Here is a 21,972-nt window from a genome sequence, read left to right on the forward strand (position 1 = left end):
AGATGCCCTTAGTGTTGAGCCGCTGGGCCGCCAATCGGCGACTCCGGACGATCATTCTGGGCAGCAGGCGTGCCCGAAGTCTTGTCGTCATCCCAGTCACGCGGTTCGCGTGGAGTGCGGCCAGACATGATGTCGTCGATCTGCTCGGCATCGATGGTCTCGTACTTCATCAGCGCTTCGGCCATGGCGTCGAGCTTGTCGCGGTTGTCGGTCAGCAGCTGCTTGGCCGTGGCATAGCACTGGTCGATGATGCTGCGCACTTCCGAGTCGATCAGCTTGGCGGTTTCGCCGGAAACGCTGGCATGCTGGCTGCCGGCGCTACGGCCGAGGAACACCTCGCCCTCCTCTTCCGCGTACATCAGCGGGCCGAGCTTCTCGGACAGGCCCCACTTGGTGACCATATTACGGGCGATCTGGCTGGCCCGCATGATGTCGTTGGAGGCACCGGTGGTGACGCCGTCGAAGCCCAGGGTCATCTCTTCGGCGATACGGCCACCGTACAGCGAGCAGATCTGGCTGATCAGTGCACGCTTGGACAGGCTGTAACGGTCTTCCTCGGGCAGGAACATGGTCACACCCAGGGCGCGACCGCGCGGAATGATCGAAACCTTGTACACCGGGTCGTGCTCAGGCACCAGGCGCCCAACGATGGCGTGGCCAGCCTCGTGGTAAGCGGTGTTCTGTTTCTCTTTCTCGGACATGACCATGGTTTTGCGCTCTGCGCCCATCATGATCTTGTCCTTGGCCAGCTCGAACTCTTTCATCTCGACCAGGCGCTTGTTGGAGCGAGCGGCGAACAGCGAAGCCTCGTTGACCAGGTTGGCCAGGTCGGCACCGGAGAAGCCGGGAGTACCACGGGCGATTACCGCCGGGTTGACGTTTTCGCCGACCGGCACCTTGCGCATGTGCACTTTGAGGATCTGCTCGCGACCACGGATGTCCGGCAGGCCCACCACAACCTGGCGGTCGAAGCGACCAGGACGCAGCAGCGCCGGATCGAGCACGTCTGGACGGTTGGTGGCGGCAATGACGATGATGCCATCGTTCATTTCGAAACCATCCATCTCTACCAGCAGCTGGTTGAGGGTTTGTTCGCGCTCGTCGTGACCGCCGCCCATGCCCGCGCCACGATGGCGACCCACGGCATCGATCTCGTCGATGAAGATGATGCACGGCGCGTGCTTCTTGGCTTGCTCGAACATGTCGCGCACACGGCTGGCGCCCACACCGACGAACATTTCCACGAAGTCGGAACCGGAAATGGTGAAGAACGGTACCTTGGCCTCACCGGCAATGGCCTTGGCCAACAGGGTCTTACCGGTACCGGGCGGGCCGACCATCAGCACGCCACGCGGAATGCGACCGCCCAGGCGCTGGAACTTGCCAGGGTCGCGCAGGAACTCGACCAGCTCGCCAACCTCTTCCTTGGCCTCGTCGCAACCAGCGACGTCAGCCAGGGTGGTCTTGACCTGATCCTCGGACAGCAGGCGTGCCTTGCTCTTGCCGAAACTCATCGGCCCGCCCTTGCCGCCCGCGCCACCTTGCATCTGGCGCATGAAGAACATGAACACGGCAATGATCACCAGGATCGGGAAGCTCGCGACCAGCAGTTGCGTCCAGATGCTCTGCTGCTCAGGCTGCTTGCCTTCGACGACCACGTGGTTGTCGACCAGATCGCCGATCAGACCGTTGTCGGTGATGGCCGGGCGCACGGTCTTGAAGTTATCGCCGTCGGCGCGCTTGCCGGTAATGATGTAGCCGTCGACGGTCACACGCTCGACCTTGCCATCCTTGACCTGCTGGATGAAGTCGGAATAGTTGAGGGTCTGCGGCTCGTTAGGGCTGGAGAAGTTGTTCATCACTGTCACCAGGACAGCTGCGATGATCAACCACAGGATCAGATTCTTTGCCATGTCGTTCAATTCGCTACCCTCTGAGGCCGGCGCACGACGCAGCCGTGCCTCGCATGATATTCATCGCCCTAACTTACTACATTACCTACGCATCCGCAGGCACCGTCTGTAACCCTTTGTGAAAGCTAGACTACACGAAGTTCGGACAATCCAGACGGGGCAGCCAATTGGAAATAACTATCGGCCACCCCGCATAACGCCTCATGCCCCTTTGTAACCCCTGGCCAGCAGGTATTGTTCGCGGGAGCGATCCCGCGACGACGACGGCTTGCGCATCTGCACCTTGTCGAACTTGCTGCGCACGTCCTTGAGGTATACATCGAAGCCTTCGCCCTGGAAGATCTTGATCAGGAAGTCGCCGCCGGGCTTGAGCACGCGGGTCGCCAGATCCAGAGCCAGCTCACAGAGGAACATGGCACGCGGCATGTCCACCGCAGGCGTACCACTCATATTGGGGGCCATATCGGAAATCACAAGGTCTACGTGCGAATCGCCGACTGCCTGGAGAATCTGCTGCAGCACTTCATCCTGGGTGAAGTCGCCCTGGATGAAGGTCACATCGGGGATCGAGTCCATTTCCAGGATGTCGGAAGCGATCAACCGCCCCTGGCCACCAATCAGACGACTGGTCACCTGCGACCACCCGCCCGGGGCCGCACCAAGGTCGATCACGCTCATGCCAGGACGGATCAGGCGGTCTTTTTCCTGGATCTCAAGCAGCTTGTAGCTCGCACGCGAACGATAGCCGTCCTTCTGCGCCTGCTTAACAAAAGGGTCGTTAAAATGCTCTCGCAGCCAGTTAGCGCTGCTTTTGGAACGTTGTACCACGGGGCACCTCGATGATATGCGTCGTGTTTGACTGGGCGGAGCCACAGGCCCTCGGGTAAAATGCCCGTCAATTTTACAGAATCAGACGGAAAGGGTCAGATTATGCCGCTCAATAACGAGCAGAAGAAGCAATACAAGTCCATTGGTCATGACCTGAAGCCGGTCCTGATCGTTGCAGGCAACGGTTTGAATGAAGGCGTGATCGCCGAGCTCGAGCGCGCACTGGCTGACCATGAGCTGATCAAGGTCGAGATTCGCTCGGAAGATCGCGAAGAACGTGCAGCCACTATTGCCGAACTGTGCAAGGCCGGCCGTGCCGAACTGGTTCAGACCATCGGCAAGAAGGCGCTGATCTACCGCAAGAACCCACAGCCGAACAAGCAGCTGTCGAACATCCACCGTTACAAGTAACGGCATCGGAGTTGTTGCACAGCCTTTGTGGGAGCCGGCTTGCCGGCGATCACCGGCATAGCCGGTGCCAGGCACCGCGGCGCCTTCATCGCCGGCAAGCCGGCTCCCACAGAAGCACCATGCCGCCCTGTCAGTGGCGCGCCTTGCGCGCCCTGACCGGTACCGGTTGGGCCACCAGCACGATGCCGGAGAAGCCCAGCACCAGGAAGCAGAACATCTGCCAGCGCTCGCCAACCGATATGCCGTAGCGCAAGGTGTAGTACCCCACACAGGCCGCCAGGCCAAGCAACAGCATCTGGCCACGGAATTGCCGCCACCAGGCAGACACGCCGTCGACCTTCGCCAGTACCGCCAACTGCGTCAGCAACCCGAGCAACGCCACACCAATCAACCAACGGTCGATCTGCCCGGCGATGTCCTGTACCAGCAAGGGTGCCAAGCCACTGACCTTGAGCGCCGGCACCAACCCCACATGGAACACCCACAGGCCACCGACCCAGAACACCTGGGCCAGCTGCCAGAGGATCCCCTCGAGGGATGGCGCCCGAAGGCGCCGGTCAGATGTGCTTGACTTCGACAATCTCGTACTCGACCGTGCCGCTCGGCGTCTTGACGACGACCGTATCACCTTCTTCCTTGCCGATGATGGCACGGGCAATCGGTGCACCGCTCGAGAGCTTGCCCTGCTTCACGTCAGCTTCATCCTCGCCGACGATCTGGTAGGTCACCTTTTCATCGGTTTCGGTATTGGCCAGCACCACGGTGGTGCCGAAAATGACCTTGCCAGTGTGAGGGATAGTGGTCACATCGATCACTACCGAGTTCTGCAGACGGCCTTCGATATCACGGATACGCGCCTCGACCATGCCCTGCTCTTCTCGGGCAGCATGGTATTCGGCGTTTTCCTTGAGGTCGCCCAGCTCGCGCGCCTCACCAATTGCCTGACTCAGGCGCGGACGTTCGGTCTTGCTCAGGAACTGGAGCTCCTCTTCCAGGGCGCGAGCGCCCTGGACGGTCATCGGGTACTTGGTAATGCTCATGCTTTGAGTCCTGCATGCAGATCCTGCAAGCGACGAACGGTCTTTTCAGGGCCGAATTTCAGCGCTTCGCAGATGGCTTCACCAGCCGCAATGGTCGTGGTGCAGTAGATCTTGTGCTGCAACGCATTGCGACGAATCGAGTAGGAATCGGCGATCGATTGACGACCTTCGGTGGTGTTGATGATCAGCGACACTTCGTCGTTCTTGATCATGTCGACCACGTGCGGGCGACCCTCGGTCACTTTGTTCACACGGCGCACTTTCAGGCCAGCCGCTTCGATCACCTTGGCGGTACCTGCAGTTGCAACCACTTCAAAGCCCAGGGCGATCAGGTCGCGAGCAACGCCAGCCACTTGTGGCTTGTCGTCGTCACGCACGCTGATGAACGCGGTACCGCCGGTCGGCAGCACTTCACTGGCACCCATCTGAGCTTTGGCGAAGGCTTCACCGAAGCTGTCGCCGACACCCATGACTTCACCGGTGGATTTCATCTCAGGGCCGAGGATCGGGTCAACCCCTGGGAACTTGGCGAACGGGAAGACCGCTTCCTTCACGCTGTAGAAGTTCGGGATGATTTCCTGGGTGAAGCCCAGTTCTTTCAAGGTTTTGCCGGCCATGACGCGGGCCGCGATCATCGCCAGGGAGGTGCCGATGCACTTGGACACGAATGGCACGGTACGCGATGCACGCGGGTTGACTTCGATCACGTAGATCTTGTCGCCCTGCAGGGCCAGCTGCACGTTCATCAGGCCTACAACACCCAGCTCCAAGGCCATCTTGCGCACCTGGACGCGCACTTCGTCCTGTACTTCCTTGCTCAGGGAGTACGGCGGCAGGGAGCACGCGGAGTCACCGGAGTGAACACCAGCCTGTTCGATGTGCTGCATGATCGCGCCGATCACCACGTCGGTGCCGTCGCAGACCGCATCCACATCCATCTCGATGGCGCAGTTGAGGAAGTGGTCGAGCAGCACGGGGCTGTCGTTGGACACCTGTACCGCCTCACGCAGGTAGCGCTTGAGCTCGTCCAGCTCGTAGACGATCTCCATGGCACGACCGCCCAGCACGTAGGATGGGCGCACCACCAGCGGGTAGCCGATGTCGCCGGCGGCGCGGATGGCTTCGTCTTCGCTGCGAACGGTGGCGTTTGGCGGCTGCAGCAGGTTCAGGCGTTGAACCATCTGCTGGAAGCGCTCACGGTCTTCGGCACGGTCGATGGCGTCCGGGCTGGTACCGATGATCGGTACGCCGGCCTCTTCCAGGGCGCGAGCCAGTTTCAGCGGGGTCTGGCCGCCGTAGTGGACGATGACGCCTTTCGGCTTCTCGACGCGGCAGACTTCCAGCACGTCTTCCAGGGTCAGTGGCTCGAAGTACAGGCGGTCGGAGGTGTCGTAGTCGGTGGAGACGGTTTCCGGGTTGCAGTTGACCATGATGGTCTCGTAGCCGTCTTCACGCAGCGCCAGGGCCGCGTGCACGCAGCAGTAGTCGAACTCGATGCCTTGGCCGATACGGTTCGGGCCGCCACCCAGGATCATGATCTTGTCGCGGGTCGACGGGTTGGCCTCGCACTCTTCCTCGTAGGTCGAGTACAGGTAGGCGGTGTCGGTGGCGAACTCGGCGGCGCAGGTGTCGACGCGCTTGTACACCGGGAACACTTCCAGCTTGTGGCGGTGACGACGCAGGTTCTTGTCGGTGATGCCGAGCAGCTTGGCCAGGCGCTGGTCCGAGAAGCCCTTGCGCTTGAGGCGCAGCATGTAGTCCTTGTCGATAGCCGACAGGGCCAGGGTCTTGACCTTCTCTTCTTCCTTGATCAGATCTTCCATCTGAACCAGGAACCACATGTCGATACCCGTCAGGGCGAAGATCTCTTCGCAGGTCATGCCCGAACGCATGGCGTCGGCCACGTACCAGATACGCTCGGCGCCTGGAACGGTCAGCTCGCGCTTGAGGATGCCGGCAGCTTCAGGGCTGGCCAGGTCGACTTTCGGATCGAGGCCGCAGGCACCGACTTCCAGGCCGCGCAGGGCTTTCTGCAGGGATTCCTGGAAGGTACGGCCGATGGCCATGACTTCACCCACGGATTTCATCTGGGTGGTCAGGCGGGCGTCGGCTTTCGGGAATTTCTCGAAGGCGAAGCGTGGCAGCTTGGTGACGACGTAGTCGATCGACGGCTCGAAGGAGGCTGGGGTACGGCCGCCGGTGATGTCGTTCTGCAGTTCGTCGAGGGTGTAACCAATGGCCAGCTTGGCGGCGATCTTGGCGATCGGGAAGCCGGTAGCCTTGGAAGCCAGAGCCGAGGAACGCGAAACGCGTGGGTTCATCTCGATCACGACCATGCGGCCAGTGTTCGGGCAGATACCGAACTGCACGTTGGAGCCGCCGGTTTCCACACCAATCTCACGCAGCACCGCCAGCGAGGCGTTGCGCATGATCTGGTATTCCTTGTCGGTCAGGGTCTGTGCCGGAGCAACGGTGATCGAGTCACCGGTGTGCACGCCCATCGGGTCGAAGTTCTCGATCGAACAGACGATGATGCAGTTGTCCTTCTTGTCGCGGACCACCTCCATCTCGTATTCCTTCCAGCCGATCAGCGATTCGTCGATCAGCAGCTCTTTGGTCGGCGACAGGTCCAGACCACGGGTGCAGATTTCTTCGAATTCTTCACGGTTGTAGGCGATACCGCCGCCAGTGCCGCCCATGGTGAACGACGGGCGGATGATGCAGGGGAAGCCGAGCTTCTCGAGGACCGCATTGGCCTCTTCCATGCTGTGGGCGATACCGGAGCGCGGGCACTCCAGGCCGATATCCTTCATGGCCTTGTCGAAGCGCGAACGGTCTTCGGCCTTGTCGATGGTGTCGGCGTTGGCACCGATCATCTCTACGCCGAACTTCTCCAGAACGCCGTGGCGCTCCAGGTCCAGCGCGCAGTTCAGCGCAGTCTGGCCGCCCATGGTCGGCAGTACCGCGTCAGGGCGCTCTTTTTCGATGATCTTGGCCACCGACTGCCACTTGATCGGTTCGATGTAGGTGGCGTCGGCCATGGCCGGGTCGGTCATGATGGTGGCTGGGTTGGAGTTCACCAGGATGACGCGGAAACCTTCCTCGCGCAGGGCCTTGCAGGCCTGGGCGCCGGAGTAGTCGAATTCGCAGGCCTGGCCGATCACGATCGGGCCAGCGCCGAGAATCAGGATGCTTTTGATGTCTGTACGTTTTGGCATGGTGGTCACTCAAATCCGGGGTCAGTCGGCAAGCCGCCTTGAACAATCTGGGTCAGGCGCTTCCGGGCGCGGCAGGTGCCGGCCCGGGGCCTTGAAGCAGGATGCTCAGCGGCGCTTGGCCATGGCATCGGTGAAACGATCGAACAGCGGCGCGACGTCGGTCGGGCCAGGGCTCGCTTCAGGGTGGCCCTGGAAGCTGAACGCGCTCTTGTCGGTGCGCTCGATGCCCTGCAGGGTACCGTCGAACAGCGACTTGTGGATGGCGCGAACATTGCCCGGCAGGGTCGCTTCGTCGACGGCGAAGCCGTGGTTCTGGCTGGTGATCATGACCACACCGGTGTCCAGATCCTGGACCGGGTGGTTGGCACCGTGGTGACCATGGCCCATTTTCACGGTCTTGGCGCCGGAAGCCAGGGCCAGCAGCTGGTGGCCGAGGCAGATGCCGAACACCGGGATTTCGGTTTCAAGGATTTCCTTGATCGCCTGGATCGCGTAGTCGCATGGCTCAGGATCACCAGGGCCGTTGGACAGGAACACGCCGTCCGGGTTGAGTGCCAGCACTTCGCTGGCCGGGGTCTGGGCCGGCACCACGGTCACGCGGCAGCCACGGGCCACCAGCATGCGCAGGATGTTCAGCTTGACGCCGTAGTCGAAGGCGACCACGTGGTACGGCAGGTCAGCAGCTTCGATGGTCGGGTGGCTGTCGGTTTTCAGTTCCCACACGCTGGAGCGCCACTCGTAGCGTTCCTTGGTGGAAACGACCTTGGCCAGGTCCATGCCTTTCAGGCCCGGGAAACCACGGGCAGCAGCGATGGCGGCTTCTTCGCTGATGTTGTCACCGGCGAGGATGCAGCCGTTCTGGGCGCCCTTTTCACGCAGGATACGGGTCAGGCGGCGGGTATCGATGCCAGCGATGGCGACGACGTTGTTGGCCTTGAGGTACTCAGGCAGCGACTGGGTGTTACGCCAGTTGCTGGCCAGCAGCGGCAGGTCACGGATGACCAGGCCAGCGGACCAGACGCGGTTCGACTCGGCGTCTTCCGGCGTGGTGCCGGTGTTGCCGATGTGCGGGTAGGTCAGGGTAACGATTTGCTGCGCGTAGGAAGGGTCTGTAAGGATTTCCTGGTAGCCGGTCATAGCGGTGTTGAATACCACCTCACCAACGGTTTGACCGTCGGCACCAATGGCTTCACCGCGAAAAATACTGCCGTCGGCAAGGGCGAGTATGGCTGGCTTTGTCAAGAAGACCTCCCGTAAATCAAGCATGAAAGGGCGATCGCAGGTTGCAAAAAAGCGGAGTGACGTATGGACACGTCACCCCGCTTTCATGTGCTGAATTCAATTCGCTGCGCGCTTTTAGTGGACACACTAAAGCTGTAGCTTACAGAAAAGTGCGTTTTGGGTCTACCGTAGATGTGTCTCTAAAACACATGAATGCGACAGGGGGTGCTTCGCACCCCATCGCCGGCAAGCCGGCTCCCACAGAAAGCCCCGCAGCACCTTGCCGGCGATAGGGCCACAAGGATCAGCGCAGCTCCAGCACGTCCTGCATGTCGTACAGGCCAGGCTCACGACCATCCAGCCACTGCGCCGCACGCACGGCACCCTTGGCAAAGGTCATGCGGCTGGACGCCTTGTGAGTGATCTCCAAACGCTCGCCTTCAGCGGCGAACAGTACGGTGTGGTCACCGACCACATCGCCGGCACGCACGGTGGCGAAGCCGATGGTCTTGCGATCGCGCGCACCGGTCTGGCCTTCACGGCCATAGACCGCCACTTCCTGCAGGTCACGCCCCAGCGCATTGGCAACCACTTCACCCATGCGCAGCGCAGTACCCGACGGCGCATCGACCTTGTGCCGGTGGTGCGCCTCGATGATCTCGATGTCGACATCATCACCCAGCACTCGCGCCGCCATGTCCAGCAGCTTGAGGCTGAGGTTGACACCGACACTGAAGTTGGCGGCGAACACGATCGGGATGTCCTTGCCCGCCTCGACCAGCAACTGTTTCTCCTCGACAGTGAAACCGGTGGTGCCGATGACCATCGCCTTGCCGTGCTTGCGGCAGAATGCCAGGTTCTTCAACGTCACCGAAGGGTGAGTGAAGTCGATCAGCACGTCGAATTCGTCGGCAACCTTAGCCAGGTCATCGGACAGCAGTACGCCGATGCGACCGAGGGCCGCCAACTCACCAGCATCAGCCCCGACCAGCGAACTGTCCGGGCGGTCGATCGCTGCTGTCAGCCCGGCACCCGGGGTTTGCTGCACGGCCTCGACGAGGGTCTTGCCCATCCGCCCAGCCGCGCCCATCACTGCAATACGTCGCATAGCCAATTCCTTATCAGAGATCGCCGAAGAAGCGCTTCACGCCATCGAACCAGCCACTGGCCTTGGGCGAATGAGAGCTGTCACCTTCGAGCGAGTCACGCAGCTCTTCGAGCAGCTCGCGCTGGCGACGGCTGAGGTTGACCGGCGTTTCCACCGCCACGCGGCACAGCAGATCACCGGCTCCGCCACCACGCACCGGGGCAACGCCCTTGCCGCGCAAGCGGAACTGCTTGCCGGTCTGGGTACCTTCCGGGATCTTCAGCTTCACACGGCCATCGAGGGTCGGCACTTCCAGCTCGCCACCCAGGGCGGCATCGGTATAGCTGATCGGCACTTCGCAATACAAGTGCTTGCCGTCGCGCTGGAAGATCTCGTGCTCGCGCACGTTGATCACCACATACAGGTCGCCAGTGGGGCCACCGTGGGTACCCGCCTCGCCTTCGCCGGACAGGCGGATGCGGTCACCGGTATCGACGCCAGCCGGCACCTTGACCGACAGGGTCTTGTATTCCTCGACACGGCCTTCGCCGTGGCACGAGCCGCAAGGGTCGGTAATGATCTTGCCTTGGCCATGGCAGCGCGGGCAGGTCTGCTGCACCGAGAAGAAGCCCTGCTGCATGCGCACCTGGCCGATACCGCCGCAGGTTGGGCAAGTGGCCGGGGTCGAACCCTTCTTGGCACCGGAGCCATCGCAAGGCTTGCAGTTGACCAGCGTGGGAACGCGGATATTGACCGTGGTGCCACGCACCGCTTCTTCCAGGTTCAGCTCCAGGGTGTAGCGCAGGTCGCTGCCGCGCTGGGCGCCGCCACGCGAACCGCCGCGACCGCCACCGAAGAAATCGCTGAAGACATCACCGAAGATGTCGGAGAAGTTGGCGCCGCCGAAGCCAGCACCACCGCCACCCATGCTCGGGTCGACGCCGGCATGACCGTATTGGTCGTATGCCGCACGCTTGCTGGCATCGGACAGCACTTCGTAGGCCTCGTTGGCCTCCTTGAACTGCTCTTCCGACTCTTTGTCACCCGGGTTGCGGTCAGGGTGGTACTTCATCGCCAGGCGGCGATAGGCCTTTTTGAGATCACCTTCACTGGCGCCACGCTCGACACCCAGGACCTCATAATAATCACGCTTTGCCATAGGTCATTTGCACTCTTGAGGGCGTTCGGCATACCTCTGCGCTATGCGCTGTGCCGCAGCACCTGCCGCCCCGAAGGCTTTGACAGATGCTGTAAAAATTCTCGTATTCCAGACACACCAACGCGGGAGCAAGCCCCCGCGCGGCGACATCCTACCAGTTCACCGCCAAACGGCGGTGAACTGGCCGACAACATGCAACGATTACTTCTTGTCGTCGCCTTTTACTTCTTCGAACTCGGCGTCAACCACGTCGTCGTGCTTGGCTTCCGCCTCGGCCTGCTGTGCGCCGCCCTGAGGCTGTTCAGCCGACTGCTCGGCGTACATCTTCTGGGCAACCGGAGCGGAGACCTTGGACAGCTCCTCGACCTTGGCGTCGATGGCAGCCTTGTCGTCGCCTTTGACAGCGGCTTCCAGGGCAACCACGGCCGCTTCGATCGCGGTCTTCTCTTCGGCAGTGACCTTGTCACCGGCATCAGCGACCATCTTGCGGGTCGAGTGAACCAGTGCGTCACCCTGGTTACGGGCAGCGGCCAGCTCTTCGAACTTGCGGTCTTCCTCGGCGTTGGCCTCGGCGTCACGCACCATGCGCTCGATTTCGTCGTCCGACAGGCCGGAGTTGGCCTTGATCACGATCGACTGGGTCTTGCCAGTAGCCTTGTCTTTCGCACCCACGTGCAGGATGCCGTTGGCGTCGATGTCGAAGGTCACTTCGATCTGTGGAACACCACGTGGTGCTGGCGGAATGTCAGCCAAGTCGAACTTGCCCAGCGACTTGTTCTGCGCAGCCTGCTTACGCTCACCTTGCAGCACGTGAATGGTCACGGCGCCCTGGTTGTCGTCGGCAGTCGAGAACACCTGCGACTTCTTGGTCGGAATGGTGGTGTTCTTCTCGATCAGCGCGGTCATCACGCCACCCATGGTTTCGATACCCAGGGTCAGCGGGCTGACGTCCAGCAGCAGCACGTCTTTCACGTCACCGGCCAGTACCGCACCCTGGATGGCAGCACCCATGGCGACCGCTTCGTCCGGGTTGACGTCCTTGCGCGCTTCTTTACCGAAGAAGTCGGCAACTTCTTTCTGCACCAGCGGCATGCGGGTCTGACCGCCGACCAGGATCACGTCGTCGATCTTGCTGGCGTCGATGCCGGCGTCTTTCAGGGCGATGCGGCAAGGCTCGATGGTACGTTTGACCAGATCCTCGACCAGCGACTCCAGCTTGGCGCGGGAGATCTTCACGTTCAGGTGCTTAGGACCGGTGGCATCTGCGGTGATGTACGGCAGGTTGACATCGGTCGACTGAGCGGACGACAGCTCGATCTTGGCTTTTTCAGCAGCTTCTTTCAGACGCTGCAGGGCCAGTGGATCGTTCTTCAGGTCCATGCCCGACTCTTTCTTGAACTCGTCGACGAGGTAGTCGATCAGGCGCATGTCGAAGTCTTCGCCACCCAGGAAGGTGTCGCCGTTGGTAGCCAGTACTTCGAACTGGTGCTCACCGTCGACTTCGGCGATTTCGATGACCGAAACGTCGAAGGTACCACCACCCAGGTCATAAACGATGACGGTGTGGTCGCCCTTGGCCTTGTCCATGCCGTAAGCCAGCGCAGCAGCGGTCGGCTCGTTGATGATGCGCTTGACGTCCAGGCCAGCGATGCGGCCGGCGTCTTTGGTAGCCTGACGCTGGCTGTCGTTGAAGTAGGCCGGAACGGTGATGACCGCTTCGGTCACTGGCTCGCCGAGGTAGTCTTCGGCGGTCTTCTTCATTTTCTTCAGGACTTCGGCGCTGATCTGCGGCGGAGCCATTTCCTTGCCGGCAGCCTCGACCCAGGCGTCACCATTGTTCGCCTTGACGATCTTGTACGGCACCAGCTTGATGTCTTTCTGCACGACGTCTTCTTCGAAGCGGCGGCCAATCAGGCGCTTCACTGCGAACAGGGTGTTGTGCGGGTTGGTGACAGCCTGACGCTTGGCCGACTGACCTACCAGGATTTCGCCGTCATTGGCGTAGGCCACGATCGAAGGGGTGGTACGCGCGCCTTCGGCGTTTTCGATGACCTTGACGTTACCGTTTTCCAGAATGGAGACGCACGAGTTGGTGGTCCCCAGGTCGATACCGATGATTTTGCCCATGTTTACTCTCCCGAAACTTGAATTTGGTGGCAGCGACTACTTTGGCCAACTGCGGTAATACTTGAACGCTTGACACCTAGATGGGGATGCCCCGGCAGATTTCAAGCCTTCTCATCGATCGAAGGTTGCGCAGCAGCCGGCGCCTTGCTGACCACCACCATGGCTGGGCGCAGCAGGCGGCCATTGAGCAGGTAGCCCTTCTGGAACACGTTCAGCACGCTGTTCGGCTCTGCCTCGGCGCTTTCCTGCATGGCCATGGCCTGATGGTGCTCGGCGTTGAACGGCTGGCCGTGCGGGTCGATGGCTTCGAGGTTGTAACGTTTGAGGGTGTCCTGAAACATTTTCAGGGTCAGCTCGACGCCATCACGAATGGTCTTGACCTGTTCGTCCTCGGCGCTCGAATGCGCCAGGGCCAGTTCCAGGCTGTCGATGACTGGCAGCAGGTCGCCGGCAAACTTCTCGAGGGCGAACTTGCGCGCCTTGTCGACTTCCTGCTCAGCGCGACGGATGCTGTTCTGCGCTTCGGCAGCGACACGCAGGGATTGATCCTTGGCCGCGGCCAGCTGCTCCTCGAGCTCCTGAACGCGGGCGCCGTTATCCACTGCAGCGGCCTCTTCGGCATTAAGGTCTTTCTCGTTCAGCTGTTCGTCAGCCATGGGGTCTCTCCTCTGCAATTTCTGTTGTACGAGCAAAGCTCGCCGTGTCTGCCGGCTATATGGGGCCGGAAAAACCAGCTTCAAGGGGCAAACGGGTTTTCCGGCCGCTTACAGAATCCGCCGAGGGGCATTGGCAGGGTCGAAAAAAGTACTGTATAAATAACCAGACTTGATCTTCGGGAGCCGCCCCCATGCTGGTGCACCTGTCCATTCACAACTACGCCATCGTCGAACACCTCGATCTCGAACTGGCCCGTGGCATGTCGGTCATCACCGGCGAGACCGGCGCCGGCAAATCGATCATGCTCGACGCCCTCGGCCTGGCCCTGGGCGATCGTGCCGACAGCGGCGTGGTGCGCCCCGGCGCCGACAAGGCGGACATTCTCGCCACCTTCGACCTGGTGGACATCCCCGAAGCACACACCTGGCTCGCCGAACGCGACCTGGACAACGACGGGCCGTGCATCCTGCGCCGCGTCATCACCGCCGAGGGCCGTAGCCGTGGCTACATCAACGGCACGCCCTGCCCTCTGGGCGACCTCAAGGCGCTCGGCGAACTGCTGATCGACATCCACAGCCAGCACGAGCACCAGTCGCTGCTCAAGACCGATACCCATCGCCGCCTGCTCGACGAATACGCCGGCGCCATCGACCTGGCCCGCCAGGTGCAACTGGCGGCCAAACGCTGGAACCAGACCCGCCTGGAACGGGAGCGGCTGTCCAACTCCGGTGACGAACAACGCGCCCGCCACCAGCTGCTCAGCTACCAACTGGAAGAACTCGACAACCTCGGCCTGGGTGAAAATGAGCTGGAGCAACTAGAGCAGGAACACAAGAACCTGACGAACGCCGAAGCCCTGTTCGGCATCTGCCGCCAAGTCATCGACCAGTGCAGCGAGAGCGACTCGGGCAACGTGCTCAGCGCGCTTACCTCAAGCCTCAACCGCCTTGGCGCTGCAACCAATACCCCCAAAGCCCTGGGCGAAGCTGCCAATCTGATTTCCAGCGCGCAGATTCAGATAGAAGAAGCCGTCGGCGAGCTCAACCGTTTCCTCGATAACTTCGACGCCGACCCGATGCGCCTGCAGGCCCTCGAAGAACGCCTGGATACCATCTATACCCTTGCGCGCAAGCACCGGGTGCACCCGACCGAGCTGCCACATCTGCAACAGCAGTTGATGGAGGAGCTGGAAAGCCTCAACGCTAGCGACGAGTCGATCGAGCGCCTGGGCGAGGAGCTGGCCGCCTTTGCCCTGCACTATCAGGAAAAGGCCATCGAGCTGAGCGCGTTGCGCCAGCAGGCGGCCCAACAACTGGCGATCGCCGTGGAGCAGGAAATCCAGCGCCTGGGTATGCCTGGAGGGCGCTTCTGCATCGAGCTCACGCCCAATGAAGGCAATGACCTGTCGCCCCATGGCCTGGAGCAGATCGAGCTGCTGGTCAGCGCCAACCCAGGGCAACCGCTCAAGGGCCTGGCAAAGGTGGCTTCGGGCGGCGAGCTGTCACGTATCAGCCTGGCGATCCAGGTCATCACTGCACAGACCTCACGCATTCCAACCCTGGTGTTCGACGAGGTCGATGTCGGCATTGGCGGCCCGACTGCCGAGATCGTCGGGCAATTGCTTCGCCGGCTGGGCGAGCGCGGGCAGGTGTTGACCGTGACTCACCTGCCGCAGGTGGCAGCGCAGGGGCACCATCATCTATTTGTGCATAAAGTGCGCAACAGCGACACCACTCATACTGCCGTGGCCAACTTGGGCAAGCGCGAGCGTGTCGAGGAAGTGGCGCGAATGCTGGGCGGTATCGATTTGACGAAAGAGTCGTTGGCCCATGCGCGCAAGATGGTGGTGTCCGGCAAGGCTTGATGCGTTCTGCCTGGGCCCCATCGCCGGCAAGCCGGCCCCCACAGCCGTCCCGCTGGCCCAAGGCCCTGCGCTGTACCTGTAGGAGCCGGCTTGCCGGCGATAGGGCCAGCAAAACCACCCGCATCTCCAACCCCCAGAATGCACAAAGGCGACCCAAGGGTCGCCTTTGCAATGCATAACGATCGAAATCGTTACTTCTTCTTACGTACATACAGGACCAGGTTATGGTCCACCAGCTCGTAGCCATGCTCGGCCACGATCTCCTTCTGACGCCGCTCGATCTCGGCATCCATGAATTCGATCACTTCACTGGTCTCCACGTTGACCATATGGTCGTGGTGACCGCCGTCCGCCAGCTCGAACACCGCGTGACCGCCATCGAAGTTGTGCCGTACCACCAGCCCCGCCGCTTCGAACTGGGTCAGTACGCGATAGACGGTTGCCAGACCGACGTCCTCGCCAGCCTCCATCAGCGCCTTGTAGACATCCTCGGCGCTCATGTGACGTTGCTCGGTCGAATCGAGCATTTGAAGGATCTTGACTCGAGGCAGGGTTACCTTGAGACCGGCTTTGCGCAATTCGCTATTTTCAACCATGGTCAGCTTTCTCGCCGATGCTGCTTCGCAGCTTCTCTTAATACGGGTATGATCGGGGTTTACGTTGTCCAGCCAAGATAGTGGAAGTCGCCCACCGATGCAAAACACCAAGCTCTTGCTAAACAGCCTCGCCCTCGCGGGACTGCTCGCACTCGCCGGTTGCTCGTTTCCCGGGGTTTACAAAATCGACATCCAGCAGGGCAATGTCGTTACGCAAGACATGATAGACCAATTGCGCCCCGGAATGACCCGCCGGCAAGTAAGGTTTATCATGGGCAACCCGCTCATTCAGGATACGTTCAACACCAACCGTTGGGACTACCTGTACAGTCTGCAGCCTGGTGGCGGCCAACGCCAGCAGGAACGCATGAGCATCTTCTTCAACGACAGTGACCAATTGGTCAACCTGTCGGGTGATTTCATGCCAGGCGTGAGCAAAGACCAGGAAATCCTGGGCGGTAGCACCGACACCACGGTCAGCCCGGCCACCCAGCCTGAGCAGCCCGCACCGCAGCCGGAAGAGAAACCTGCCAAGCCAGGCTCCACGGAAGAATCCATCCAGCGCGAGATCGACACCATCGAAACCACCCCGGTGCCGACCCCAGCCCCACTGGAAACCTCGCCGCAGTAAATGCCGGCGACACAAAAAAGCCCGGACTCGTCCGGGCTTTTTTGTGCGTGCCTGATAAGCGCCTAGAGGCGATCAGCCATAGAGCTGCTTGGCCCGCTGGCAGAACGCATCCACCAGGGTATTGGCCGCTTGATTGAACAGCGGCCCCAAGGTGGCGCGCACGATGGGCCCCGCGTAGTCGAAGGACAGGTCCAGGCTGATCTTGCAGGCCTTTTCACCCAGCGGCTTGAATACCCACAGGCCATGCAGCTGAGTGAACGGCCCCTCCTCCAGGTTCATCTCGATGGACTGCCCCGGCACCAGCACATTACGCGTGACAAACTGCTGGCTCATGCCGCCCTTGGCCACTTCCAGCTTGGCGCGCATGTGCGTGTCGCTGGCTTCGATCACCGTCGAGGCCGAGCACCAGGGCAGGAATTTCGGGTAGCTGGCCACATCGTTGACCAGATCGTACAGCGCCTGGGCAGGGTACGGCAGCAGGGCGGAGCGTTGAATATGGGTAGTCATCCAGGCGTCACTTCCAAGGCTGGGTGGCGGCGCTTCGCAGCGTGCCGAAAACAGGTTCTGTGCATACGACAGGGCCTGTATTGTCCGGTATTCATTGCAGTGGCTCAAGCTCACCTAAATCCCGTAGCCGGCGACGCGGTGACTTGCCTATAATGCCGCCCCTATGGCTAAGCAAAAGAAACATCCGACCGGGACCATCGCGCAGAACAAGAAAGCGCGACACGATTACTTCATCGAACACAAGTTCGAGGCCGGGCTGGTCCTGTCCGGTTGGGAAGTAAAGAGCCTGCGGGCCGGCAAGGCGCACCTGACCGACAGCTACGTGCTGCTCAAGGATGGCGAAGCCTGGCTGTTCGGCAGCCACATCACCCCGCTGAACACCGCCAGCACCCACGTCATCGCCGACCCTACCCGCACTCGCAAGCTGCTGCTGAACAAGCGTGAGCTGGAGCGTGTGGAGGCTGCGGTGGCGCAGAAGGGCTACACCTGCGTGGCCCTGGCGCTGTACTGGAGCAAGCACCTGATCAAGTGCGAGATCGCACTGGGCAAGGGCAAGAAGGAATTCGACAAGCGCGACACCATGCGCGAACGCGATTCCAACCGCGAGCTGCAGCGTGCGGTGCGCAATAAGGGCAAGGAAGAGTAAGACTTCTTTAGCCTGCAACGGCCCTATCGCCGGCAAGCCGGCTCCTACAGGTACTCCACAAGCCTCAAGGCATGTGGTGATCCTGTGGGAGCCGGCTTGCCGGCGATAGGGCCAATGAAGATCAGCGCCCGCTGCGCCGCTCCGCCCGCGCCACCCGCTGCGCTTCGTCCTGCGCCTCTTCCAGCACTTCCTGCACATACAGAATGTGCCGGCTGGAAACCTCGCGCGCATCCTCCGCCCTGCCCTCGACAATCGCCAGGTACAACTCGCGGTGCTGGCTGATCAGCATGTCGCGCGTTTCGGTACGCTGCTGGTACATGCCACCGATGTTGGTCACCACATTGCGCTTGAGCAGATCGAACAGCCCACGAATGGTATGCAGCAGCACGGCATTGTGGCTGGCCTCGGCAATCGCCAGGTGGAACCGCGCATCCGCCGCCCCCTCCTCTGCACGCGTCACCTCGTCGGCCCGCGCATAGCAATCTTGCAAGGTATCGAAAGCCGCTTTCAGGCGAACACGATCTGGTTCGGTAGCACGCTGGGCCGCGTAATACGCGCAGGAAGCTTCCAGCGTATGGCGAAACTCCAGCAGGTCGCGCTGAGCCTCGGCACTGTGCTCGAGCAACTGCAGCAGCGGGTCGCTGAAGGTCGACCCCAGCGACTCGGCCACGTAGTTGCCGCCGCCTTGGCGGCTGACCAGCAAACCCTTGGCCACCAGCTTCTGAATCGCCTCACGCAGTGACGGGCGCGACACACCGAACTGTTCGGCGAGGACGCGCTCGGCCGGCAGCCGCTGCCCGGAGGTCAGCGTACCTTCGAGAATCATCCCTTCCAACCGATCGACGATGTCGTCGGACAGGCGCCGTTGGCGGACCTGATCAAAAACCATCACATGCTCTCCACAAACCCCCGGCAGATTTCAGGGGGCGCCTATTCTCGCCGATCCCGCGGCCGCCAGCACCCATCAGCCAAGGATTTTCCCTGGCGATCAGCTGCCCATTCATCGGCCCGCGACCAAAGTTTTGCACCGGACAAATTGACACACCGGCGACAGCGCTTTTAACCTAGCGACCAGCCATTGTAAATTGGTCTTACCAATTATCCAATGCCAGTGCTGACCAACAACAATTAGGGGCCACCCCATATGCAAACCTGGCAACAACTCTATACCCCGCTTGGTAGTCTCGGCCTGTCCGCACTGGCGGCGGTCATCCCTATCGTGTTCTTCTTCCTCGCCCTCGCCGTGTTCCGCCTCAAAGGCCACGTCGCCGGCAGCATCACCCTGGCCCTGTCGATCCTGGTGGCAATCTTCGCCTTCCAGATGCCTGTCGACATGGCCCTTGCCGCCGCAGGTTACGGCTTCCTCTACGGCCTCTGGCCGATTGCCTGGATCATCGTTGCCGCGGTGTTTCTGTACAAACTCACGGTCAAGAGCGGCCAGTTCGAAGTGATCCGCAGCTCGGTGCTGTCGATCACCGACGACCAACGCCTGCAGGTGCTGCTGATCGGCTTCTGCTTCGGCGCCTTCCTGGAAGGCGCGGCCGGCTTCGGCGCCCCAGTGGCCATCACCGCCGCACTGCTGGTGGGCCTGGGCTTCAACCCACTGTACGCCGCCGGCCTGTGCCTGATCGCCAACACCGCACCGGTGGCCTTCGGCGCCCTCGGTATCCCGATCATCGTGGCCGGCCAAGTCACCGGTATCGACGCCTTCCACATCGGCGCCATGACCGGCCGCCAGCTGCCGCTGCTGTCGCTGTTCGTGCCGTTCTGGCTGGTGTTCATGATGGACGGCCTGCGCGGCGTGAAGGAAACCTGGCCTGCCGCCCTGGTTGCCGGCCTGAGCTTTGCCGTGACCCAGTACTTCACCTCCAACTTCATCGGCCCGGAACTGCCGGATATCACCTCGGCCCTGGCCAGCCTGATCTGCCTCACCCTGTTCCTGAAAGTGTGGCAGCCCAAGCGCTCGTTCGCCGAAGCCAAAGGCAGCGTCGGCGCCGCCGTGGTACAACCGAGCGGCAGCCAGCCGAGCCCGTACAGCTTCGGCGAGATCTTCAAAGCCTGGTCGCCGTTCCTGATCCTCACCGTGCTAGTCACCCTCTGGACCCTGAAGCCGTTCAAGGCAGCCTTCGCCCCAGGCGGCGCGATGTACAACTTCGTGTTCAACTTCGCCATCCCGCACCTTGACCAACTGGTGATCAAGACCGCCCCGATCGTCACCGCGCCAACCGCCATGCCAGCGGTGTTCAAGCTCGACCCGATCTCCGCCACCGGCACCGCGATCTTCCTCTCCGCGCTGATTTCCATGGCGGTGCTGAAGATCAACTTCAAAACTGGTCTGACCACTTTCAAAGAGACCTTCTGGGAACTGCGCTGGCCGATCCTGTCGATCGGCATGGTGCTGGCGTTCGCCTTCGTCACCAACTACTCGGGCATGTCCTCGACCATGGCCCTGGTCCTGGCGGGTACCGGCGCGGCCTTCCCGTTCTTCTCGCCGTTCCTCGGCTGGCTGGGCGTGTTCCTGACTGGCTCCGACACCTCGTCCAATGCCCTGTTCAGCTCGTTGCAGGCCACCACCGCCCACCAGATCGGGGTCAACGACACCCTGCTGGTGGCCGCCAACACCAGCGGCGGCGTGACCGGCAAGATGATCTCGCCGCAATCCATCGCCGTGGCCTGCGCCGCCACCGGCCTGGTCGGCAAGGAATCGGACCTGTTCCGCTTCACCGTCAAGCACAGCCTGTTCTTCGCCACCATCGTCGGCCTGATCACCCTGATCCAGGCGTATTGGCTGACCGGCATGCTGGTTCATCACTAAAGTGAAAGGGGCCGGGCGCCCATGCTCCCGGCATCTCCTTCAACCCACGCTGCGAGAATCCATGATCATTTCCGCCTCCACCGACTATCGCGCCGCGGCCCAACGCAAGCTGCCTCCGTTCCTCTTCCACTACGCCGACGGCGGCGCCTACGCCGAGCACACCCTGCGCCACAACGTCTCGGACCTGGCCGGCATCGCGCTGCGCCAGCGCGTGCTGAAGAACATGTCCGAGCTGAGCCTCGAAACCAAGCTGTTCGACGAAACCCTGAGCATGCCCGTGGCCCTGGCCCCGGTCGGCCTTACCGGCATGTACGCCCGCCGCGGCGAAGTGCAGGCGGCGCGTGCGGCGGCGGCCCATGGCATCCCGTTCACCATGTCGACCGTTTCGGTATGCCCGATCGAAGAGGTGGCGCCAGCCATCGATCGACCGATGTGGTTCCAGCTCTATGTGTTGAAAGACCGCGGTTTCATGCGCAACGCCCTTGAGCGCGCCAAGGCCGCCGGCGTGAAAACCCTGGTGTTCACCGTCGACATGCCCGTACCCGGCGCCCGCTACCGCGACGCCCACTCCGGCATGAGCGGTGCCAACGGGCCGATGCGCCGCGTATTGCAAGCCATGACCCACCCCGAATGGGCCTGGGACGTTGGCGTAATGGGCCGCCCGCACGACCTGGGCAACATCTCCAAATACCGCGGCAACCCCACGGGCCTTGCCGACTACATCGGCTGGCTGGGCAACAACTTCGACCCGTCGATTTCCTGGAAGGACCTGGAGTGGATCCGCGAATTCTGGGACGGCCCGATGATCATCAAGGGCATCCTCGACGCCGACGACGCCCGTGACGCCGTGAAGTTCGGTGCCGACGGTATCGTCGTGTCCAACCACGGTGGCCGCCAGCTCGACGGCGTGCTGTCCAGCGCGCGCGCCCTGCCGGCGATTGCCGATGCGGTCAAAGGCGACCTGAAGATCCTCGCCGACTCCGGCATCCGCAGCGGCCTCGACGTGGTGCGCATGATCGCCCTGGGCGCCGACACCGTGCTGATCGGTCGCGCCTTCCTCTGGGCCCTGGCGGTGCATGGCCAGGCCGGGGTGAAGAACCTGCTGGAGCTGTTCGAGAAAGAAATGCGTGTGGCCATGGTGCTGACCGGCGCCAAGTCGATCAGCGAAATCAGCCGCGATTCGCTGGTCCGCGAACTGGGCGCCTGAGCGCCTGCCACACCACCGCCTGAATGACCGGGGCACTCGGCGCGC

At 61.8% G+C, this 21,972-nt stretch carries 19 protein-coding genes; 6 read left to right on the forward strand and 13 right to left on the reverse strand.

The window, feature by feature from the left end:
• Positions 1-8 precede the first annotated feature (8 nt).
• On the reverse strand, positions 9-1,913 hold the full coding sequence (ftsH, locus tag KU43P_RS23530; protein WP_317659908.1) for an ATP-dependent zinc metalloprotease FtsH: 1,905 nt from the start codon (positions 1,911-1,913) through the stop codon (positions 9-11).
• A gap of 201 nt (positions 1,914-2,114) precedes the next feature.
• Positions 2,115-2,741: a 23S rRNA (uridine(2552)-2'-O)-methyltransferase RlmE gene (rlmE, locus tag KU43P_RS23535; protein WP_317659909.1), complete on the reverse strand. Its 627-nt coding sequence runs from the start codon at positions 2,739-2,741 to the stop codon at positions 2,115-2,117.
• 102 nt (positions 2,742-2,843) lie between these two features.
• Between rlmE and yhbY the strand changes: the two genes are divergently transcribed.
• The gene (gene yhbY, locus KU43P_RS23540; RefSeq protein ID WP_317659910.1) at positions 2,844-3,152 is read left to right on the forward strand and encodes a ribosome assembly RNA-binding protein YhbY; all 309 of its coding nucleotides are present in this window, start codon (positions 2,844-2,846) and stop codon (positions 3,150-3,152) included.
• Between the two features lie 130 nt (positions 3,153-3,282).
• Here the strand turns inward: yhbY and KU43P_RS23545 are convergent, their stop codons facing one another.
• The 8 genes from KU43P_RS23545 to grpE all read right to left on the reverse strand — a co-directional run bounded on the left by KU43P_RS23545 (position 3,283) and on the right by grpE (position 13,678).
• The gene (locus KU43P_RS23545) at positions 3,283-3,732 is read right to left on the reverse strand and encodes an MFS transporter (protein WP_317659911.1); all 450 of its coding nucleotides are present in this window, start codon (positions 3,730-3,732) and stop codon (positions 3,283-3,285) included.
• Positions 3,710-4,186, reverse strand: a complete 477-nt coding sequence (gene greA, locus KU43P_RS23550) for a transcription elongation factor GreA (RefSeq protein ID WP_411567268.1) — start codon at positions 4,184-4,186, stop codon at positions 3,710-3,712. The genes KU43P_RS23545 and greA overlap by 23 nt, the downstream gene beginning before the upstream one ends.
• Before the next feature lie 2 nt (positions 4,187-4,188).
• On the reverse strand, positions 4,189-7,410 hold the full coding sequence (gene carB / locus KU43P_RS23555; protein ID WP_317659913.1) for a carbamoyl-phosphate synthase large subunit: 3,222 nt from the start codon (positions 7,408-7,410) through the stop codon (positions 4,189-4,191).
• A 105-nt stretch (positions 7,411-7,515) separates the two neighbouring features.
• A complete protein-coding gene (gene carA / locus KU43P_RS23560; RefSeq protein ID WP_016391781.1) occupies positions 7,516-8,652 on the reverse strand; it encodes a glutamine-hydrolyzing carbamoyl-phosphate synthase small subunit in 1,137 nt (378 codons plus the stop codon).
• 283 nt (positions 8,653-8,935) lie between these two features.
• Positions 8,936-9,739 carry a 4-hydroxy-tetrahydrodipicolinate reductase gene (dapB, locus tag KU43P_RS23565; protein WP_317659914.1) on the reverse strand — a complete coding sequence of 268 codons (804 nt, stop codon included), beginning with the start codon at positions 9,737-9,739 and terminating at the stop codon, positions 8,936-8,938.
• Between the two features lie 13 nt (positions 9,740-9,752).
• Positions 9,753-10,877, reverse strand: a complete 1,125-nt coding sequence (dnaJ, locus tag KU43P_RS23570) for a molecular chaperone DnaJ (RefSeq protein WP_317659915.1) — start codon at positions 10,875-10,877, stop codon at positions 9,753-9,755.
• Between the two features lie 201 nt (positions 10,878-11,078).
• Positions 11,079-13,004 (reverse strand): molecular chaperone DnaK, encoded by a 1,926-nt coding sequence (dnaK, locus tag KU43P_RS23575; RefSeq protein WP_317659916.1) that lies wholly within the window; start codon positions 13,002-13,004, stop codon positions 11,079-11,081.
• A 101-nt stretch (positions 13,005-13,105) separates the two neighbouring features.
• A complete protein-coding gene (gene grpE, locus KU43P_RS23580; RefSeq protein ID WP_317659917.1) occupies positions 13,106-13,678 on the reverse strand; it encodes a nucleotide exchange factor GrpE in 573 nt (190 codons plus the stop codon).
• 173 nt (positions 13,679-13,851) lie between these two features.
• Between grpE and recN the strand changes: the two genes are divergently transcribed.
• Positions 13,852-15,525 (forward strand): DNA repair protein RecN, encoded by a 1,674-nt coding sequence (gene recN / locus KU43P_RS23585; protein WP_317659918.1) that lies wholly within the window; start codon positions 13,852-13,854, stop codon positions 15,523-15,525.
• Between the two features lie 191 nt (positions 15,526-15,716).
• Here the strand turns inward: recN and fur are convergent, their stop codons facing one another.
• The gene (gene fur / locus KU43P_RS23590) at positions 15,717-16,121 is read right to left on the reverse strand and encodes a ferric iron uptake transcriptional regulator (RefSeq protein WP_008096237.1); all 405 of its coding nucleotides are present in this window, start codon (positions 16,119-16,121) and stop codon (positions 15,717-15,719) included.
• Between the two features lie 97 nt (positions 16,122-16,218).
• On the opposite strand from fur, the gene bamE reads away from it, so the two are divergent.
• The gene (gene bamE, locus KU43P_RS23595; RefSeq protein ID WP_317659919.1) at positions 16,219-16,752 is read left to right on the forward strand and encodes an outer membrane protein assembly factor BamE; all 534 of its coding nucleotides are present in this window, start codon (positions 16,219-16,221) and stop codon (positions 16,750-16,752) included.
• Positions 16,753-16,824: 72 nt separating this feature from the next.
• On the opposite strand, the gene KU43P_RS23600 is transcribed toward bamE, so the two are convergent.
• Positions 16,825-17,259 carry a type II toxin-antitoxin system RatA family toxin gene (locus tag KU43P_RS23600; RefSeq protein WP_317659920.1) on the reverse strand — a complete coding sequence of 145 codons (435 nt, stop codon included), beginning with the start codon at positions 17,257-17,259 and terminating at the stop codon, positions 16,825-16,827.
• Positions 17,260-17,422: 163 nt separating this feature from the next.
• On the opposite strand from KU43P_RS23600, the gene smpB reads away from it, so the two are divergent.
• Positions 17,423-17,905, forward strand: coding sequence for an SsrA-binding protein SmpB (smpB, locus tag KU43P_RS23605; protein WP_317659921.1), 483 nt, complete (start codon positions 17,423-17,425; stop codon positions 17,903-17,905).
• 121 nt (positions 17,906-18,026) lie between these two features.
• On the opposite strand, the gene KU43P_RS23610 is transcribed toward smpB, so the two are convergent.
• Positions 18,027-18,794, reverse strand: coding sequence for an FCD domain-containing protein (locus tag KU43P_RS23610; RefSeq protein WP_317659922.1), 768 nt, complete (start codon positions 18,792-18,794; stop codon positions 18,027-18,029).
• 255 nt (positions 18,795-19,049) lie between these two features.
• On the opposite strand from KU43P_RS23610, the gene KU43P_RS23615 reads away from it, so the two are divergent.
• Positions 19,050-20,720: a lactate permease LctP family transporter gene (locus tag KU43P_RS23615; protein WP_317659923.1), complete on the forward strand. Its 1,671-nt coding sequence runs from the start codon at positions 19,050-19,052 to the stop codon at positions 20,718-20,720.
• A 61-nt stretch (positions 20,721-20,781) separates the two neighbouring features.
• Positions 20,782-21,927, forward strand: a complete 1,146-nt coding sequence (gene lldD / locus KU43P_RS23620) for an FMN-dependent L-lactate dehydrogenase LldD (protein WP_317659924.1) — start codon at positions 20,782-20,784, stop codon at positions 21,925-21,927.
• Positions 21,928-21,972 lie beyond the last annotated feature (45 nt).

The sequence above is a fragment of the Pseudomonas sp. KU43P genome (assembly GCF_033095865.1).
GTDB lineage: Bacteria > Pseudomonadota > Gammaproteobacteria > Pseudomonadales > Pseudomonadaceae > Aquipseudomonas.

Coding starts and splice junctions, on each gene's coding strand:
- dnaJ (WP_317659915.1), bottom strand. CDS start 10,877: ATGGCAAAGCGTGATTATTATGAGGTCCTGGGTGTCGAGCGTGGCGCC.
- KU43P_RS23610 (WP_317659922.1), bottom strand. CDS start 18,794: ATGGTTTTTGATCAGGTCCGCCAACGGCGCCTGTCCGACGACATCGTC.
- KU43P_RS23615 (WP_317659923.1), top strand. CDS start 19,050: ATGCAAACCTGGCAACAACTCTATACCCCGCTTGGTAGTCTCGGCCTG.
- dnaK (WP_317659916.1), bottom strand. CDS start 13,004: ATGGGCAAAATCATCGGTATCGACCTGGGGACCACCAACTCGTGCGTC.
- recN (WP_317659918.1), top strand. CDS start 13,852: ATGCTGGTGCACCTGTCCATTCACAACTACGCCATCGTCGAACACCTC.
- dapB (WP_317659914.1), bottom strand. CDS start 9,739: ATGCGACGTATTGCAGTGATGGGCGCGGCTGGGCGGATGGGCAAGACC.
- bamE (WP_317659919.1), top strand. CDS start 16,219: ATGCAAAACACCAAGCTCTTGCTAAACAGCCTCGCCCTCGCGGGACTG.
- carB (WP_317659913.1), bottom strand. CDS start 7,410: ATGCCAAAACGTACAGACATCAAAAGCATCCTGATTCTCGGCGCTGGC.
- ftsH (WP_317659908.1), bottom strand. CDS start 1,913: ATGGCAAAGAATCTGATCCTGTGGTTGATCATCGCAGCTGTCCTGGTG.
- fur (WP_008096237.1), bottom strand. CDS start 16,121: ATGGTTGAAAATAGCGAATTGCGCAAAGCCGGTCTCAAGGTAACCCTG.
- yhbY (WP_317659910.1), top strand. CDS start 2,844: ATGCCGCTCAATAACGAGCAGAAGAAGCAATACAAGTCCATTGGTCAT.
- KU43P_RS23600 (WP_317659920.1), bottom strand. CDS start 17,259: ATGACTACCCATATTCAACGCTCCGCCCTGCTGCCGTACCCTGCCCAG.
- lldD (WP_317659924.1), top strand. CDS start 20,782: ATGATCATTTCCGCCTCCACCGACTATCGCGCCGCGGCCCAACGCAAG.
- smpB (WP_317659921.1), top strand. CDS start 17,423: ATGGCTAAGCAAAAGAAACATCCGACCGGGACCATCGCGCAGAACAAG.